This window comes from Staphylococcus simulans (genome assembly GCF_025561465.1).
Classification (GTDB): Bacteria; Bacillota; Bacilli; order Staphylococcales; family Staphylococcaceae; genus Staphylococcus; species Staphylococcus simulans.
The window spans coordinates 980277-998130 of the sequence record NZ_CP095100.1; the positions used below are offsets into that span (position 1 = coordinate 980277).

The window sequence follows — 17854 nt, forward strand, 5'->3', positions numbered from 1 at the left end:
CGAGAAATCCTATCATCTTACTGACTTTTTTACTTTCTAGTGAGAATTGCATGATTGCTATAATGGGCTTAAGGTGGTACTATATAGAAGTTGATGAAAAATTAAAGACAAGGTGGGGGCGGGTGCTCATTAGTTCTGTATCCATACAGAATAATTGTTAAAGTATTAACCGCTCATTTTTTATCATTTTTAGATGAAAATGAAACTGATAGATGATGTATATCTACTGAAATAAAGAGAGCACAAATTCATCAAAGTCGTCTCGACCATATATAAAGGAGAATTATTTTGCAAAAATTTATAGACTTAGGTGTTTCAGAACAAACTGCTGAAACGCTTGCTAATATGGGCTTCGAAGAACCGACTCCTATACAAAATGATAGTATTCCGTTTGCATTGCACGGTTTAGATATTTTAGGACAAGCGCAAACAGGTACAGGTAAAACGGGAGCGTTTGGTATTCCGTTAATTGAGAAAGTTGTCGGAAAAGAAGGCGTACAAGCACTGATTTTAGCACCTACACGCGAACTTGCAATGCAAGTTGCGGAACAATTACGTGCATTCAGTCGCGGCCAACGCGTACAAGTCGTAACAGTTTTCGGTGGTATGCCGATCGGACGCCAAATTAAAGCGTTGAAAAAAGGACCACAAATTGTTGTAGGTACACCAGGACGTGTCATTGACCACTTGAATCGTCGTACACTTAAAACAAATGATATCCACACATTAATTATTGATGAAGCGGATGAAATGATGAACATGGGCTTCATCGACGATATGAGATTCATTATGGACCATATTCCATCAGAAAATCGTCAAACAATGTTGTTCTCAGCAACAATGCCTAAAGCCATCCAAGCTTTAGTACAACAATTCATGAAAGACCCTAAAATCGTTAAAACAATGAATAACGAAATGTCAGATCCGCAAATTGATGAATACTACACAATCGTTAAAGAATTAGAGAAATTCGAAACATTTACCAACTTCTTAGATGTCCACCAACCAGAATTAGCAATTGTCTTCGGTCGTACAAAACGTCGTGTAGACGAATTAACAAGTGCATTAATTTCAAAAGGCTACAAAGCTGAAGGTTTGCATGGTGATATTACACAAGCAAAACGTTTAGAAGTCTTGAAGAAATTTAAAAATGACCAAATCGATATTTTAGTTGCGACAGACGTTGCAGCACGTGGTTTAGATATTTCAGGTGTCAGCCATGTATACAACTTTGACATTCCTCAAGATACTGAAAGTTATACTCACCGTATCGGACGTACAGGCCGTGCCGGTAAAAAAGGTATCGCGGTTACATTCGTTAACCCGATTGAAATGGACTATATCCGTCAAATCGAAGATACAAATAATAGACGTATGAAAGCGTTAAGACCACCACATCGTAAAGAAGTATTACGTGCACGCGAAAATGATATTAAAGAAAAAGTAGAAAAATGGATGAATCAAGAACATTCAGAACGTCTACAAAATATCTCTTCTCAATTATTAAATGAATATGATGATGTAGAATTAGTAGCTGCATTATTACAAGAATTAGTCGAGTCAAATGATGAAGTAGAAGTTCAATTAACATTCGAAAAACCACTTGCACGCAAAGGTCGTCATAATGCTAAAGGTCCTCGTCGTGGAGGCAAACCTTCTAATAAACGTTCAAACAATAAATTTGATAACAAAAACCGTCGCGGTAAAGGCAAATTTAATGGTAAAAAACAAAAACACGATAAAAAAGATCATAAAAAACCGATTAAAGGTCGTACATTCGCAGACATGCAAAAATAAGAATACCCAATGATTTCAAACCGTTTCGAAGAAATTCGAAGCGGTTTTCTATTTATGGAAATCTATAAATTTTTAACAAAATAATGTTAATCATTGTTAAAATATGACTGATAGCTAAAATACATAGAAAGGTGCGAAGTGACCTTATGTCTAAAAAAAGTCCACGCCGCGTAGTAGGGTACTATTACGTCCGCTATTTCATTGAGTTTTTAATAGAAATATTAGTTTTTAGTGGCTTAGTATATTTATACCATCATTTTAATTGGTCGCCTTGGGTGTTAAACACTTTGATTATTTTATTAGCTCTGAGCTTTTTGTTTAAAGTCATACGCCCATGGATTTTATGGAGATATCGCTTTTATAGTTTACGACCGAGTTTTCTATTAAATGAAGCACGTTTTTTCTTTCAAAAGCAAAATGTTTTAAAATACGACAGAATACAATATGTCGAACGAGAAAGTGGACCGATTTTATTAGCATTTAAACTTTATAAGCTCTCAGTAGTTACTGCGGGTCATGTAGTTATATTACCGATGTTAACGAAAGAAGATGCGGTTATGGTTGAAGAGGTTTGTATGCGTCAGCTTGAGGAGGTAGATGCAGATGTATAATCCACAAAGATTACACCCACTGTCATATCTCACAGGGTTAATTACTACAATTAAGCAAAATATAGTCGTCATTGTTATCTTTATTTTCAATATCAACAACTTTAACTTTACCGATGTAAAATCGTATATATGGCCAGCCTTTTTAACAGCTATATTTTTATTTTCTTTTATCTATAATGCATTAGAAGTGTATTCTACACGCTATTGGATAGAAGGGCATCATTTCGTTGTGACAAAAGGTGTGTTTAATAAAAAGCGTAAAGAGTTGGATATTCAAAGAATACAAGCCTTTGATTCCTCACAAGATATCGTCAATCGAATTTTCGGTGGTGTTATCATGGAAATTAAAACGCCTAGTGATGGTATCAAGTTACAAATTGTCTCAAAAAATCAATTCAATTTAATAGAACAAGCAGTCAGATCAGAGCAAGCAACAAAAGATTATGAAGATGAATTAATGGGTGAAACGAGTGAAGAGGAACAACCAGCGTCTCATACAATGACAACGGAGCAACCTACACAAATTTTTAAACTCTCGTTGAAAGAATTAATCTTTATGGCGTTATCCAGTGGTTCTATCGGAATTGCTTTAGTTACTTTAGGACCTCTTTTAGGTACTTTCCAAGAAATTATCCCTTGGGATAAATTGTTCCATCAATTTGATTGGATTGCGCAAGCTACATATTTAGTCGTAGCAGGATTAATTATTCTCGCTTTATTTTTAGCTTATATTATTGGCGTTATCATAGAATTTGTCCGTTATTATGGCTATACATTAAGTGAGAAGAATGAACAGTTGCATATCCGTTATGGCTTGTTGAATGTGAAAACCATTAACGTCGCAACACGCAGAATTCAAGCTGTCGTAGAAAAACAATCATTTATACGTCGCTTTATCGGTTATACGTCTGTATATTTTATTATTACAAGTGACGCAAAACAGACAGAAGGTTCCACAACGGCTTCTGGTGATATTATGATTTTGCCTTTTGTAAAACGACAAAAAGCTTATCGTATGATTGAACAATTAGTTCCTTCCATTGCGTTTGAAGAAGTTGAAACAGGATTGCCATTTGGCGGTATTCGTCGTCATGCGCAAATTGGGATGGGCATGCTTTTAATTGCTGGTATTATAAGTACATATTTTTGGTCATGGTGGTATTTAGCACTAGCGCTAATTGCATGTCTTTTAGTCTTGATTAACAGTATTATTACGGTTCGTTACTCAGGATTTAAAACAGATCGAACAACTTTAACTGTAAAAAAATCTCAATTAATGAGAACGCGTTATTTTTACGCGAAAAAAGATAAGTTACTTGGGTTTGATAAATCACAGAACTGGTTTATGAAACGCGTAGGTTTGTCTGATTTTGCATTTTCAGCTGCAAAAGGTCTAGGGAGTATGGACATAGGCTTACGATTTATAGACAATGAAGCAGCAGAGCAACTAAAACAATGGTATGTGGAGGAGGATGACGATGCATAGAATGGCGCAAGAAGGAAAGAAAGTGTTATTGATTTCAGGTTTAATCCAAACATTACTGATTGTTTTAGTCTTTGCAGCATTAATTACTGTAGAGTATCTTTGGCTGCATCTCTTGTCTAAAGATGCGTTGAAGTGGATTGTGATTATTGCGATTGTGTTAGTATTATTTGTATTCATATGGACATGCTTGCTTAATCCTTGGCTGAAAAATAAGCAACATGGTTATTTATTGGAAACCAATCAAATTCTAGTTCAAGAAGGTATGATTTTTGTAAGTTTAAAATATATCCCTTTATTCAGAATTCAAAATATAGATATTAATGAAGGTTGGCTGATGCGTAAATGGCAATTAGCAACTTTGACACTATCAACAGCAGGCGGAGATAGTGAGATATTGTTGATAAATAAAGCAACAGCCCAACAAATCATGTATGATATTAAACATATTCATGATAAGAATGAGATGTCAGAAGAAGAAGCGGGTGAATAAAGTGATTTATGGTATAGGTATCGATTTGATTGAAATCGATCGTATCAAAACAATGTTAGAACGTCAGAAGAGATTTCCAGAAAAAGTATTGAGTCAAGATGAACTGGACAAGTTCCATTCATTTTCACATCCACAACGACAAGCAGAATTTTTAGCTGGACGTTTTGCATGTAAAGAAGCGTTCAGTAAAGCGTTAGGTACAGGCATCGGCAAACAAATCAGTTTCCATGATATTAATTGTAAGAATGATGAATTAGGTCGTCCTTATATTCACTTTGAAGGATTCAAAGTTCATGTCAGTATCTCTCACACGAAAAATTATGCGACAAGCCAAGTATTGCTTGAAAAAATATAAAATAAATTGAGTATTGATAAAATGAGTCAGAAAGTATTATAGTAGTAATACATTTTACTTGGTTAAAGGAGATGACGCTATGGCGGATAAATTTTATCGCCCTACGTATTTAAAGGTAGACTTAGAAGCGATTTTAAAAAACTACCAAGTACTAGGAAAACTACAACCAAACAAAACAGTAATGCCTGTCATTAAAGCAAATGCATATGGACTGGGCAGTGTGAAAGTTGCACATTATCTAGAAAAACACGGTGCAGAATTTTTTGCGGTCGCTACATTAGACGAAGCAATTGAATTGCGCATGCATGGGATAGACGCCAAAATTTTAATATTAGGTGTCGTTATGCCGAATGATATTAATAAAGCGATTCAACATCGTGTTGCCTTAACCGTTCCTTCATACCAATGGTTGGAAGCGGTAATAGAGCAGATTGACCCTGAAAATAAAAAAGATTTATGGCTGCATGTCAAAATTGATACAGGCATGGGGCGCCTAGGTATTAAGACACTTGAGGATTATCAAAAAATCGTTGATACAATCAATCAACATGATCAATTAGTTTTTGAAGGTGTGTTTACTCATTTTGCGCAAGCAGATGAAGATTCACCACATACACATGAACAATACCAATTATTTGAAGATTGGGTGAATACATTACCACATCCTCCTTATGTCCATTCTCAAAATTCTGCAGGTACAATTCTGCATGAAGCACCTATTTGTAATATGGTGCGTACTGGTATTTCGTTATATGGTTATTTCCCGTCTGAATATGTAGAAGAAGTGACAAATGCAGTGCTTTATCCAAGCGCTTACTGGGCAACCGAAATTATGGAAATCAAACGTTTAAACTTAGGGGATACTGTCAGCTATGGTTCTACCTTTACTGCTGACCGAGCATTGAAAATCGCTATTTTAGGTGTGGGTTATGCAGATGGATTCCCACGCATGATGCAAGGCGCAACAGTAGAAATCAATGGCCATCATTGTGAAATTATCGGACGCGTTTGTATGGATCAAATGATGGTGGTTTTACCAGAAGATGACACATTTGAAGTTGGGGATACAGCAACGTTATTGAACCGCGAACATCAAGGGCCTGAATCATTAACTTCATTGGCACATCAACAACAAACTATCAATTATGAAGTGCTTTGTCGTATCGGCAGACGTGTGCCAAGAATCTACGAACCAGAAAAAGAATTTGATATTGTCAACGAATTGCAAAAATAGTATGGTCATGAATTTTGAAATTTGTTATGATTAATTTGAATATTAGTTTAGAAGTTCTTTATTTCTTGGAGGTCTTACCTATGTCAACTTTTAATCAGAATAGAAGCTATAGTTTGGAACAGTCATTAAAAGAAGGCTATTCACAAATGGCTGATTTGAATCTCTCCCTAGCAACGGAGGCATTTTCAGTGGAATGTGAAGCCTGTGATTGCAATGAATCTTATCTTACATTTGATAAGGATGAATGATGAGGAGAGGCGATGTTTATTTAGCTGATTTATCACCAGTGCAAGGTTCTGAACAAGGGGGAGTTAGACCTGTTGTAATTATACAAAATGACACTGGCAATAAGTACAGTCCGACGGTAATTGTAGCCGCGATTACTGGGCGTATTAATAAGGCGAAAATTCCAACACATGTTGAAATTGAAAAGAGTAAATACAAATTAGACAAAGATTCTGTTATATTACTTGAACAGATTAGAACAGTTGATAAAAAACGTTTGAAAGAGAAATTGACTTATCTTTCAGATGAGAAGATGAAAGAAATTGATAACGCGATTGGAATTAGTTTAGGCTTGACACATAAAAATTAGGAACCGATTTCAATCATATGTGTAAACAACTAAATGAGAAGTGGTTGTATCAGTTTATGCTGAACAATCCAGTTCATTCAAATGAACGATTTAAAAGAGGTGAAGCAACATTTTCAGCCTGCTTAGCAACTTTGCTTATTGCTCGATTTTTATCATAGTGTGATACAGCATTTTACTATGGTGCTGAAATGTGACTTTCGACCTCTTTTTATTTCATCAAACAAGATTTAAATAAGTATGTGTGGTTACTGGGTAGACGGCGAAACTGGTATAAAGAGAGGGACAACGCAATTGGAAAATTTCAAAAAAAGATATATGCAATTAATGAAGTCTTATGTAGAGTCCTATAATAAGGAAACGGTTATTAAGCAATTTGAAGGCTTCGGTCAAGAAATTTTAGAAAAACATATCCATGCAGAAGATGTACTTGATATTCATAGAGAATGTGCCAAAGAAATGGACTTAACTAAAGAACAAGTCTTCGCTACATTTGAGTTATTGAAAATTATCGCAAGTATTTTCGGATATAGCTATCAAGATTATCAAGAAATGGTAGATAAACTCTATTACCATGATAAAGAAATGGATTTAGCTTCACGTTTACAACAAACGATGCTGCAAACTGAGATACCTCAATTCGACAGTATTCAAATTGGGGTTATTTCTGTTGCAGCGCAAAAAGTAAGTGGGGACTACTTTAATTTAATTGATCATAAAGATGGAACGATGAGTTTTGCGGTAGCAGATGTCATTGGTAAAGGTATTCCTGCAGCGCTCGCAATGAGTATGATTAAATTCGGAATGGATTCATATGGGCATTCACAATTACCAAGTGATGGTTTAAAACGTCTGAATCGTGTAGTTGAGAAAAACGTCAACCAAGATATGTTTGTGACAATGTTCTATGGCTTATATGAAGAAATGAATCATTTGTTATACTGCAGTTCGGCAGGTCATGAACCAGGTTATATTTTCAGAGCTGCCGAAGACAGATTTGAAGAAATCTCTGTTAAAGGGCGTGTGCTCGGTGTTAGACAATTAGAACGCTACAAGCAGCAGGAAATTCAAATTCATTTAAATGATTTGATTATTATCTTTACTGATGGTGTGACTGAAATCAGGGATGAAAACGGTAAATTTATAGAGACAGATTATTTATTAGATTTTATACATAAGTATAAAAATCTGCATCCGCAAGATATTGTACAGTTATTGTATGAAGATTTACTTGGCATTCAAAAGTCAGGCAAGCGCGATGACTTAACAATCTTAATTATTAAGCGAGTAAATTAAATAAAAATGATTAACCTTTAAACAAAATGGGTAAACTAGTGTTTGAAATATGAACAGACTGGAGTGTATCACTGAATGAATTTGAATATAGAGACACAAGAACATGATGGGTATTATGAAATTAAAGTCGGAGGAGAACTAGACGTTTATACTGTACCTGAATTGGAACAAGTTTTAACACCAATTAAACAAGAGGGTACACATGACGTATATGTTAACTTGACGAATGTAAGTTACATGGATTCCACTGGACTTGGTTTATTTGTAGGAACATTGAAAGCATTAAATCAAAATGATAAAGAATTATATATTATCGGCGCTTCAGAACGTATCAGCCGTTTATTCGAAATTACAGGTTTAAGCGACTTGATGCACGTAAATGAAGGATCGGAGGTAGAATGACATGGAAGCGAAGCGGAATGTAATTGAAATGAAGCTGCCGGCACAAGCTGAATATGTCAGTTTAATCCGATTAACATTATCGGGCGTGTTTTCACGTGCGGGTGCTTCATATGAAGATATCGAAGATGCTAAAATTGCGGTAAGTGAAGCAGTCACAAATGCTGTAAAACATGCATACAAAGAAGAAGAAATCGATCCCTCTATTTATTTATGTTTTGAAATTTACGATGATAAAATTAGAGTTGTTATTTCTGACCAAGGCAAGAGCTTCGATTACGAAGAGAAGAAAAAAGAACTTGGTCCATACAGTGAAAATGAAAATATAGACTTCTTAAGAGAAGGCGGATTAGGTTTATTCTTAATTGAGTCATTGATGGATGAATTTAAAGTAAACAAGGACAATGGTGTAACGATAAGCATGATCAAGTATATAAAAAAAGAGCAGGTGCACAATAATGGCGAAAGAGTCGAAATCAACTAACGATATTTCACCACAACAAATCAACGAATGGATCAGACAACATCAGAATGAAGAAAATACCAGTGCCCAAGACAAACTTGTCAGACATTATCAAAAATTGATTGAATCTTTAGCTTTCAAATATTCAAAAGGACAATCACACCATGAAGACTTGGTTCAAGTAGGAATGGTAGGACTTATTGGTGCCATAAATCGATTTGATATCAATTTTGGCAGAAAGTTCGAAGCCTTCTTGGTGCCTACGGTAATCGGTGAAATTAAAAGATACTTAAGAGATAAGACTTGGAGCGTTCATGTTCCAAGACGTATCAAAGAAATTGGTCCAAGAATTAAAAAGACCACTGATGAATTAACAAATGAACTTGAACGTTCGCCATCAATTGCCGAAATCGCAGATAGATTAGAAGTTACAGAAGAAGAAGTATTAGAAGCGATGGAAATGGGACAAAGTTACAATGCGTTAAGTGTAGACCATTCCATTGAGGCAGATAAGGATGGTTCAACGGTCACGTTACTTGATATTATGGGTGAGCAAGAAGATGGTTATGATTTAACCGAGAAACGAATGATTTTAGAAAGAATCTTACCTATTTTATCTGATCGTGAACGTGAAATTATTCAATGTACTTTCATTGAAGGGTTAAGTCAGAAAGAAACAGGTGAACGCATTGGCTTAAGTCAAATGCATGTCTCACGATTGCAACGTAATGCAATTAAAAAGTTACAACAAGCGGCGAAGAAATAATGCCGAAAATAAAGAATCGCAATCTTTAGAAAGGGCTGAGATACATTATGTATTTCAGTCTTTTTCTATTCTTATGATACTATGGAAACAAGAAAATGAATTTGAGGTGCAGATATTGAATAACGAATTAATCAACTCAATTGAAAAACAACATCACTTTTCAAAAAAACAAATTACTGAAGTGCTAGCATTACTAGAAGAAAATAACACAGTTCCATTCATCGCACGTTATCGAAAAGAGCGTACAGGTGGACTAGATGAGGTCGAAATTAAAAAGATTGCCGACGAATATCATTACATGGAACAGCTTCAAAAGAGAAAAGAAGAAGTTTTACATAACATAGAACAACAAGGTTTATTAGATGACCAGTTAAAAGCGGATATTTTAAAACAAACGAAGTTGCAACGTGTGGAAGATTTATATAGACCGTTTAAACAAAAGAAAAAAACACGTGCAACAGAAGCTAAACGAAAAGGATTAGAACCTTTAGCAAAATGGTTGATGCAAAGTAGTATTGATCAATCACCTAAAACTTATGCAGAAGCATTTTTAAATGAAGAAGTGACATCAGCTGCTGATGCGTTAGCAGGTGCACAAGATATTATTGCAGAATGGGTTTCTGATAATCCTAAATACAGAAATAAAATTTTGACACAGACACAAAAACGAGGACTCATCACAAGTCAGAAAAAGAAAAAAGCAGAAGATGAGAAAAAGACATATGAAATGTACTATGAATTTTCAGAGCCGATTCATAAAATAGCCAACCATAGAATATTAGCGATGAATCGCGGCGAAAAAGAAAAAGTATTATCAGTGAAGATTGAAATGGATACAGATTCATTAGAAAGAGAAATTGCACGCCAAGAAATTAAAGGTCAGCATGAAGGTACAACTTATATTGAAGCGGCAATTAAAGATAGTATGAAACGTTTGATTATGCCATCAATCGAGCGAGAAATTCGCACTGATTTGACGACTAAAGCTGAGAATCATGCGATTGATGTATTCAGTGTTAACTTAAAACATTTATTATTACAACCACCATTGAAAGGAAAACAAATTTTAGGTGTTGACCCTGCATTTAGAACAGGGTGCAAATTGGCTGTAATTAATCCGTATGGTACATTTATTGCAAAAGGTGTGATGTATCCGCATCCTCCAGTTTCAAAAACAGCGCAAGCAGAAAAAACATTTTTACAATTTATCAATGATTATGATGTTAAATTAGTAGCTATTGGTAATGGTACGGCAAGTCGTGAAACTGAACAATTTGTGGCTGATTTAATTCAAAAACATAACTTAGATGTTCAATTTATTATTGTGAACGAAGCGGGTGCGTCTGTTTATTCTGCATCTGAAATCGCAAGAACAGAATTTCCTGATTTCCAAGTAGAAGAAAGAAGTGCTGTTTCCATAGGACGTCGTGTACAAGATCCGTTGAGTGAATTAGTAAAAATTGATCCAAAATCAATTGGTGTAGGTCAATATCAACATGATGTTAACCAAAAAGCACTTGAAAATGCTTTAAATTTCGTAGTAGAAACAGCCGTTAACCAAGTTGGCGTAGATGTGAATACAGCTTCACGTTCATTATTGCAACATGTTTCAGGTTTATCACCGCAAATCGCACAAAACATTATTGATTATCGCGAAGAAAATGGTGTCATTAACCATCACAAACAAATTGCCAAAGTAAAACGTCTAGGCCCTAAAACATTTGAACAAAGTATCGGATTCTTACGTATTGTAAATGGTAAAGAGCCGTTAGATAATACATCAATTCACCCTGAAAGTTATGCGATTGCATATCAATTATTAGAGCAACAAGGTTTGAGTGCAGAAGATCTAGGTACAACTCATCTTAAAGAGGTATTGAACAAACTAGACTTAAAACAATCTGCTGAGCAATTAAACGTAGGTCTACCAACTTTAGAAGACATTGTGGCTGCGTTGATAGCACCTAATCGAGATCCACGTGATGAATATGAAACGCCGATTTTAAAATCCAACGTATTATCTTTAGAAGATTTAACCAAAGGAATGAAATTGAGCGGTACTGTTCGAAACGTCGTTGACTTTGGTGCATTTGTAGATGTCGGTGTTAAACAAGATGGCTTAGTGCATATATCTCAATTAGCGAAACGTTTCGTGAAAAATCCAATGGATATTGTCAATGTAGGAGATATTGTAGATGTTTGGGTACTTGATACAGATACAGTAAAAAATAAAGTTTCATTGACAATGATTAATCCTAATGAGTAATAACTGGATGGATAATGAGAAGTTGCAACAACTTACAGAGAAAATTTCCAGACAATCATTTGGATGGGAATTCAAACACGAGGCTTATTTCAATAATAGGTTAAGAACAACAGGCGGAAGATATTTGTTGCAGTCTCATAATATCGAAATCAATCCGAAACAATATGAACAGTTTGGAGAAGCGGCTATTATTGATATTATCAAACATGAACTATGTCATTATCATCTCCATCTGCAAAAACGAGGTTACCAACATAAAGACAAAGATTTTAAGCAGTTAAGTCAAAAAGTTGGTGCACCAAGATTTTGCAGTGCTGTTAAAAGTTATGAAGAACGGGCGAACTATGTATATCAATGTCAATCATGCAAAAAATCTTTCTTGCGCATTAAAAAAGTGAATACACGAAAGATGGTTTGTGGTCATTGTCACGGTAAGTTAAAACTACAAAAGAAATTATAGTAATCAATACCGAGTATCTAAGGTGTTATGCCTTGGATGCTCGGTTTTTTACTACGATTAAAATAAAAACAAGGAAATATGAACTTTAGTGTTGACTCAACTCTGAGAATGTTATATGATAGTTCATGTCCTAAAAAAACGACATTAAATATTTGAAACGAATTTTAACGCTTTGTTAAAAACTTTTAAAAAGTTATTGACATGATATTACGAGAGTGTTACAATAGAGTACGTTGTTAAAATAAATGATTAATGAAATCAAACCCAAGCGGTCGTGGCGGAATGGCAGACGCGCTAGGTTGAGGGCCTAGTGGGAGAGATCCCGTGGAGGTTCAAGTCCTCTCGGCCGCATCAACATTTCATTAATTTACGAATATATGCGGGTGTAGTTTAATGGCAAAACCTCAGCCTTCCAAGCTGATGTTGTGGGTTCGATTCCCATCACCCGCTCCATTGAAACATTTAATGAACATTGAAAACTGAATGACAATATGTCAACGTTAATTCCAAATTAACAAACGTCTTAAGGACGTTTTAAAACAATTAGTTTTTATGAGCTAGTCAAACATCATAAATTATTATGGAGAGTTTGATCCTGGCTCAGGATGAACGCTGGCGGCGTGCCTAATACATGCAAGTCGAGCGAACAGACGAGGAGCTTGCTCCTCTGACGTTAGCGGCGGACGGGTGAGTAACACGTGGGTAACCTACCTATAAGACTGGGATAACTCCGGGAAACCGGGGCTAATACCGGATAACACATGAAACCGCATGGTTTCATGATGAAAGACGGTTTTGCTGTCACTTATAGATGGACCCGCGGCGTATTAGCTAGTTGGTAAGGTAACGGCTTACCAAGGCAACGATACGTAGCCGACCTGAGAGGGTGATCGGCCACACTGGAACTGAGACACGGTCCAGACTCCTACGGGAGGCAGCAGTAGGGAATCTTCCGCAATGGGCGAAAGCCTGACGGAGCAACGCCGCGTGAGTGATGAAGGTCTTCGGATCGTAAAACTCTGTTATTAGGGAAGAACAAGGGTGTAAGTAACTATGCACCCCTTGACGGTACCTAATCAGAAAGCCACGGCTAACTACGTGCCAGCAGCCGCGGTAATACGTAGGTGGCAAGCGTTATCCGGAATTATTGGGCGTAAAGCGCGCGTAGGCGGTTTTTTAAGTCTGATGTGAAAGCCCACGGCTCAACCGTGGAGGGTCATTGGAAACTGGAAAACTTGAGTGCAGAAGAGGAAAGTGGAATTCCATGTGTAGCGGTGAAATGCGCAGAGATATGGAGGAACACCAGTGGCGAAGGCGACTTTCTGGTCTGCAACTGACGCTGATGTGCGAAAGCGTGGGGATCAAACAGGATTAGATACCCTGGTAGTCCACGCCGTAAACGATGAGTGCTAAGTGTTAGGGGGTTTCCGCCCCTTAGTGCTGCAGCTAACGCATTAAGCACTCCGCCTGGGGAGTACGGCCGCAAGGCTGAAACTCAAAGGAATTGACGGGGACCCGCACAAGCGGTGGAGCATGTGGTTTAATTCGAAGCAACGCGAAGAACCTTACCAAATCTTGACATCCTTTGACAACTCTAGAGATAGAGCTTTCCCCTTCGGGGGACAAAGTGACAGGTGGTGCATGGTTGTCGTCAGCTCGTGTCGTGAGATGTTGGGTTAAGTCCCGCAACGAGCGCAACCCTTAAGCTTAGTTGCCAGCATTAAGTTGGGCACTCTAAGTTGACTGCCGGTGACAAACCGGAGGAAGGTGGGGATGACGTCAAATCATCATGCCCCTTATGATTTGGGCTACACACGTGCTACAATGGACGGTACAAAGGGCAGCGAACCCGCGAGGTCAAGCAAATCCCATAAAGCCGTTCTCAGTTCGGATTGTAGTCTGCAACTCGACTACATGAAGCTGGAATCGCTAGTAATCGTAGATCAGCATGCTACGGTGAATACGTTCCCGGGTCTTGTACACACCGCCCGTCACACCACGAGAGTTTGTAACACCCGAAGCCGGTGGAGTAACCTTTTAGGAACTAGCCGTCGAAGGTGGGACAAATGATTGGGGTGAAGTCGTAACAAGGTAGCCGTATCGGAAGGTGCGGCTGGATCACCTCCTTTCTAAGGATATTATTCGGAACAGTTTCGCAGGAAACTGAAACGGAATAACGTGACATATTGTATTCAGTTTTGAATGTTTATTTGAAACATTCAAAGATTGTACATTGAAAACTAGATAAGTAAGTAAAAAATAGATTTTACCAAGCAAAACCGAGTGAATTAGAGTTTTAAAAGCTTTATTCATTTAAATGAATCGCTAGTAATCAATTGCCGACGGCAAACGATTACTCACAATATTAATAACGTGATTAAGTTATTAAGGGCGCACGGTGGATGCCTTGGCACTAGAAGCCGATGAAGGACGTTACTAACGACGATATGCTTTGGGTAGCTGTAAGTAAGCGTTGATCCAGAGATTTCCGAATGGGGGAACCCAGCACAAGTTATGTTGTGTTATCGACATGTGAATACATAGCATGTCCGAAGGCAGACGCGGAGAACTGAAACATCTTAGTACCCGCAGGAAGAGAAAGAAAAATCGATTCCCTGAGTAGCGGCGAGCGAAACGGGAAGAGCCCAAACCAATGAGCTTGCTCATTGGGGTTGTAGGACACTCTATACGGAGTTACAAAGGAATAAATTAGACGAATCACCTGGAAAGTTGAACCAGAGAAGGTAAAAGTCCTGTAGTCGAAAGTTTATTCTCTCTTGAGTGGATCCTGAGTACGACGGAGCACGTGGAATTCCGTCGGAATCCGGGAGGACCATCTCCCAAGGCTAAATACTCTCTAGTGACCGATAGTGAACCAGTACCGTGAGGGAAAGGTGAAAAGTACCCCGGAAGGGGAGTGAAAGAGAACTTGAAACCGTGTGCTTACAAGTAGTCAGAGCCCGTTAATGGGTGATGGCGTGCCTTTTGTAGAATGAACCGGCGAGTTACGATCTGATGCAAGGTTAAGCAGCAAATGCGGAGCCGCAGCGAAAGCGAGTCTGAACAGGGCGTTGAGTATTTGGTCGTAGACCCGAAACCAGGTGATCTACCCTTGGTCAGGTTGAAGTTCAGGTAACACTGAATGGAGGACCGAACCGACTTACGTTGAAAAGTGAGCGGATGAACTGAGGGTAGCGGAGAAATTCCAATCGAACCTGGAGATAGCTGGTTCTCTCCGAAATAGCTTTAGGGCTAGCCTCAAGTGATGATTGTTGGAGGTAGAGCACTGTTTGGACGAGGGGCCCCTCTCGGGTTACCGAATTCAGACAAACTCCGAATGCCAATCAATTTAACTTGGGAGTCAGAACGTGGGTGATAAGGTCCATGTTCGAAAGGGAAACAGCCCAGACCACCAGCTAAGGTCCCAAAATATATGTTAAGTGGCAAAGGATGTGGTATTGCCCAGACAACTAGGATGTTGGCTTAGAAGCAGCCATCATTTAAAGAGTGCGTAATAGCTCACTAGTCGAGTGACACTGCGCCGAAAATGTACCGGGGCTAAACATATTACCGAAGCTGTGGATTGTCCGTAGGACAATGGTAGGAGAGCGTTCTAAGTGCGTCGAAGCATGATCGCAAGGACATGTGGAGCGCTTAGAAGTGAGAATGCCGGTGTGAGTAGCGAAAGATGGGTGAGAATCCCATCCACCGATTGACTAAGGTTTCCAGAGGAAGGCTCGTCCGCTCTGGGTTAGTCGGGTCCTAAGTCGAGGCCGACAGGCGTAGACGATGGATAACAGGTTGATATTCCTGTACCACCATTTATCGTTTTAAGCGATGGGGGGACACAGTAGGATAGGCGAAGCGTGCTGTTGGAGTGCACGTCTAAGCAGTGAGACTGAATGGTAGGCAAATCCGCCATTCTCAAGGTTGAGCTGTGATGGGGAGAGGAAACATGTTTTCCTCGAGTCGTTGATTTCACACTGTCGAGAAAAGCCTCTAGCTAGATAACTGGTGCCCGTACCGCAAACCGACACAGGTAGTCAAGATGAGAATTCTAAGGTGAGCGAGAGAACTCTCGTTAAGGAACTCGGCAAAATGACCCCGTAACTTCGGGAGAAGGGGTGCTCTTTAGGGTTCACGCTCTGAAGAGCCGCAGTGAATAGGCCCAAGCGACTGTTTATCAAAAACACAGGTCTCTGCTAAACCGTAAGGTGATGTATAGGGGCTGACGCCTGCCCGGTGCTGGAAGGTTAAGAGGAGTGGTTAGCTTCTGCGAAGCTACGAATCGAAGCCCCAGTAAACGGCGGCCGTAACTATAACGGTCCTAAGGTAGCGAAATTCCTTGTCGGGTAAGTTCCGACCCGCACGAAAGGCGTAACGATTTGGGCACTGTCTCAACGAGAGACTCGGTGAAATCATAGTACCTGTGAAGATGCAGGTTACCCGCGACAGGACGGAAAGACCCCGTGGAGCTTTACTGTAGCCTGATATTGAAATTCGGCACAGCTTGTACAGGATAGGTAGGAGCCTTAGAAGCGTGAGCGCCAGCTTACGTGGAGGCGCTGGTGGGATACTACCCTAGCTGTGTTGGATTTCTAACCCGCGCCATTGATCATGGCGGGAGACAGTGTCAGGCGGGCAGTTTGACTGGGGCGGTCGCCTCCTAAAGTGTAACGGAGGCGCTCAAAGGTTCCCTCAGAATGGTTGGAAATCATTCATAGAGTGTAAAGGCATAAGGGAGCTTGACTGCGAGACCTACAAGTCGAGCAGGGTCGAAAGACGGACTTAGTGATCCGGTGGTTCCGCATGGAAGGGCCATCGCTCAACGGATAAAAGCTACCCCGGGGATAACAGGCTTATCTCCCCCAAGAGTTCACATCGACGGGGAGGTTTGGCACCTCGATGTCGGCTCATCGCATCCTGGGGCTGTAGTCGGTCCCAAGGGTTGGGCTGTTCGCCCATTAAAGCGGTACGCGAGCTGGGTTCAGAACGTCGTGAGACAGTTCGGTCCCTATCCGTCGTGGGCGTAGGAAATTTGAGAGGAGCTGTCCTTAGTACGAGAGGACCGGGATGGACATACCTCTGGTGTACCAGTTGTCGTGCCAACGGCATAGCTGGGTAGCTATGTATGGACGGGATAAGTGCTGAAAGCATCTAAGCATGAAGCCCCCCTCAAGATGAGATTTCCCAACTTCGGTTATAAGATCCCTCAAAGATGATGAGGTTAATAGGTTCGGGGTGGAAGCATAGCGATATGTGGAGCTGACGAATACTAATCGATCGAAGACTTAATCAAATTTCAAGTTTTGATTGGTCGAATTGAAATTTACTTACTATCTAGTTTTGAATGTATAATCGTATATTATATATTTTGGATGCGATGAGCCGCATTGAGATCTCAGGTTTGAGGTCTTTTTTTTTATGCTTTTTTATAAGAGAAATTGATATAGTTCATAAGATACATATAAAACATTACATACTGTTTTAAATAGGAATATAGAAAGCATTTTTAATCAGCATTAGTTAAAGACTCATTCAATAAACGAGAATTTAGCTTAAGATGTGTAAGTGGAGAAGCTGTGCGGAAAATTAATAGGCATATGTATATAAAGAAAAAGCAGGAGAAACCATAAGTC

At 38.9% G+C, this 17854-nt stretch carries 14 protein-coding genes, 2 tRNA genes and 2 rRNA genes; all 18 read left to right on the forward strand.

The window, feature by feature from the left end; all coding sequences use genetic code 11:
- Positions 1-288 precede the first annotated feature (288 nt).
- The 18 genes from cshA to MUA87_RS04440 all read left to right on the forward strand — a co-directional run bounded on the left by cshA (position 289) and on the right by MUA87_RS04440 (position 17514).
- Positions 289-1797, forward strand: coding sequence for a degradosome RNA helicase CshA (gene cshA / locus MUA87_RS04355; RefSeq protein WP_002481757.1), 1509 nt, complete (start codon positions 289-291; stop codon positions 1795-1797).
- Positions 1798-1943: 146 nt separating this feature from the next.
- A complete protein-coding gene (locus MUA87_RS04360; RefSeq protein WP_023016102.1) occupies positions 1944-2408 on the forward strand; it encodes a PH domain-containing protein in 465 nt (154 codons plus the stop codon).
- Positions 2401-3894, forward strand: coding sequence for a PH domain-containing protein (locus MUA87_RS04365; RefSeq protein WP_107587564.1), 1494 nt, complete (start codon positions 2401-2403; stop codon positions 3892-3894). Before MUA87_RS04360 ends, MUA87_RS04365 begins: the two co-directional genes overlap by 8 nt.
- The gene (locus tag MUA87_RS04370; RefSeq protein WP_023016100.1) at positions 3887-4384 is read left to right on the forward strand and encodes a PH domain-containing protein; all 498 of its coding nucleotides are present in this window, start codon (positions 3887-3889) and stop codon (positions 4382-4384) included. Before MUA87_RS04365 ends, MUA87_RS04370 begins: the two co-directional genes overlap by 8 nt.
- Before the next feature lies 1 nt (position 4385).
- Positions 4386-4739, forward strand: a complete 354-nt coding sequence (gene acpS / locus MUA87_RS04375) for a holo-ACP synthase (RefSeq protein WP_031262810.1) — start codon at positions 4386-4388, stop codon at positions 4737-4739.
- Between the two features lie 79 nt (positions 4740-4818).
- On the forward strand, positions 4819-5973 hold the full coding sequence (alr, locus tag MUA87_RS04380) for an alanine racemase (protein WP_262551330.1): 1155 nt from the start codon (positions 4819-4821) through the stop codon (positions 5971-5973).
- 80 nt (positions 5974-6053) lie between these two features.
- Complete coding sequence (gene mazE, locus MUA87_RS04385; RefSeq protein WP_023016097.1) at positions 6054-6221, forward strand: type II toxin-antitoxin system antitoxin MazE; 168 nt, start codon at positions 6054-6056, stop codon at positions 6219-6221.
- Entirely contained in the window at positions 6218-6568 is a 351-nt protein-coding gene (locus MUA87_RS04390) for a type II toxin-antitoxin system PemK/MazF family toxin (RefSeq protein ID WP_031262808.1), read from the forward strand. Before mazE ends, MUA87_RS04390 begins: the two co-directional genes overlap by 4 nt.
- A gap of 291 nt (positions 6569-6859) precedes the next feature.
- Positions 6860-7861: a SpoIIE family protein phosphatase gene (locus tag MUA87_RS04395; RefSeq protein ID WP_002481750.1), complete on the forward strand. Its 1002-nt coding sequence runs from the start codon at positions 6860-6862 to the stop codon at positions 7859-7861.
- Between the two features lie 75 nt (positions 7862-7936).
- Positions 7937-8263, forward strand: coding sequence for an anti-sigma factor antagonist (locus MUA87_RS04400; RefSeq protein WP_002481749.1), 327 nt, complete (start codon positions 7937-7939; stop codon positions 8261-8263).
- A 1-nt stretch (position 8264) separates the two neighbouring features.
- Entirely contained in the window at positions 8265-8744 is a 480-nt protein-coding gene (gene rsbW, locus MUA87_RS04405) for an anti-sigma B factor RsbW (protein WP_262551331.1), read from the forward strand.
- On the forward strand, positions 8719-9489 hold the full coding sequence (sigB, locus tag MUA87_RS04410; protein WP_002481747.1) for an RNA polymerase sigma factor SigB: 771 nt from the start codon (positions 8719-8721) through the stop codon (positions 9487-9489). The genes rsbW and sigB overlap by 26 nt, the downstream gene beginning before the upstream one ends.
- 115 nt (positions 9490-9604) lie before the next feature.
- Positions 9605-11755 carry a Tex family protein gene (locus MUA87_RS04415; protein WP_262551332.1) on the forward strand — a complete coding sequence of 717 codons (2151 nt, stop codon included), beginning with the start codon at positions 9605-9607 and terminating at the stop codon, positions 11753-11755.
- 7 nt (positions 11756-11762) lie between these two features.
- Positions 11763-12215 carry a SprT family protein gene (locus MUA87_RS04420; protein ID WP_057510737.1) on the forward strand — a complete coding sequence of 151 codons (453 nt, stop codon included), beginning with the start codon at positions 11763-11765 and terminating at the stop codon, positions 12213-12215.
- Positions 12216-12483: 268 nt separating this feature from the next.
- Positions 12484-12566 (forward strand) — tRNA-Leu (locus tag MUA87_RS04425).
- A 28-nt stretch (positions 12567-12594) separates the two neighbouring features.
- Positions 12595-12668, forward strand: a tRNA-Gly gene (locus MUA87_RS04430).
- A 124-nt stretch (positions 12669-12792) separates the two neighbouring features.
- Positions 12793-14344 (forward strand): 16S ribosomal RNA (locus MUA87_RS04435).
- A 246-nt stretch (positions 14345-14590) separates the two neighbouring features.
- Positions 14591-17514: ribosomal RNA gene (locus MUA87_RS04440) — 23S ribosomal RNA — on the forward strand.
- The 16S and 23S rRNA genes sit together here with 2 tRNA genes alongside, the layout of an rRNA operon.
- Positions 17515-17854 lie beyond the last annotated feature (340 nt).

Excerpts from the sequence above, each read along its gene's own strand:
- MUA87_RS04360 (WP_023016102.1), top strand. The coding sequence starts at position 1,944 with ATGTCTAAAAAAAGTCCACGCCGCGTAGTAGGGTACTATTACGTCCGC.
- MUA87_RS04365 (WP_107587564.1), top strand. The coding sequence starts at position 2,401 with ATGTATAATCCACAAAGATTACACCCACTGTCATATCTCACAGGGTTA.
- MUA87_RS04370 (WP_023016100.1), top strand. The coding sequence starts at position 3,887 with ATGCATAGAATGGCGCAAGAAGGAAAGAAAGTGTTATTGATTTCAGGT.
- alr (WP_262551330.1), top strand. The coding sequence starts at position 4,819 with ATGGCGGATAAATTTTATCGCCCTACGTATTTAAAGGTAGACTTAGAA.
- mazE (WP_023016097.1), top strand. The coding sequence starts at position 6,054 with ATGTCAACTTTTAATCAGAATAGAAGCTATAGTTTGGAACAGTCATTA.
- MUA87_RS04390 (WP_031262808.1), top strand. The coding sequence starts at position 6,218 with ATGATGAGGAGAGGCGATGTTTATTTAGCTGATTTATCACCAGTGCAA.
- MUA87_RS04400 (WP_002481749.1), top strand. The coding sequence starts at position 7,937 with ATGAATTTGAATATAGAGACACAAGAACATGATGGGTATTATGAAATT.
- rsbW (WP_262551331.1), top strand. The coding sequence starts at position 8,265 with ATGGAAGCGAAGCGGAATGTAATTGAAATGAAGCTGCCGGCACAAGCT.
- sigB (WP_002481747.1), top strand. The coding sequence starts at position 8,719 with ATGGCGAAAGAGTCGAAATCAACTAACGATATTTCACCACAACAAATC.
- MUA87_RS04420 (WP_057510737.1), top strand. The coding sequence starts at position 11,763 with ATGGATAATGAGAAGTTGCAACAACTTACAGAGAAAATTTCCAGACAA.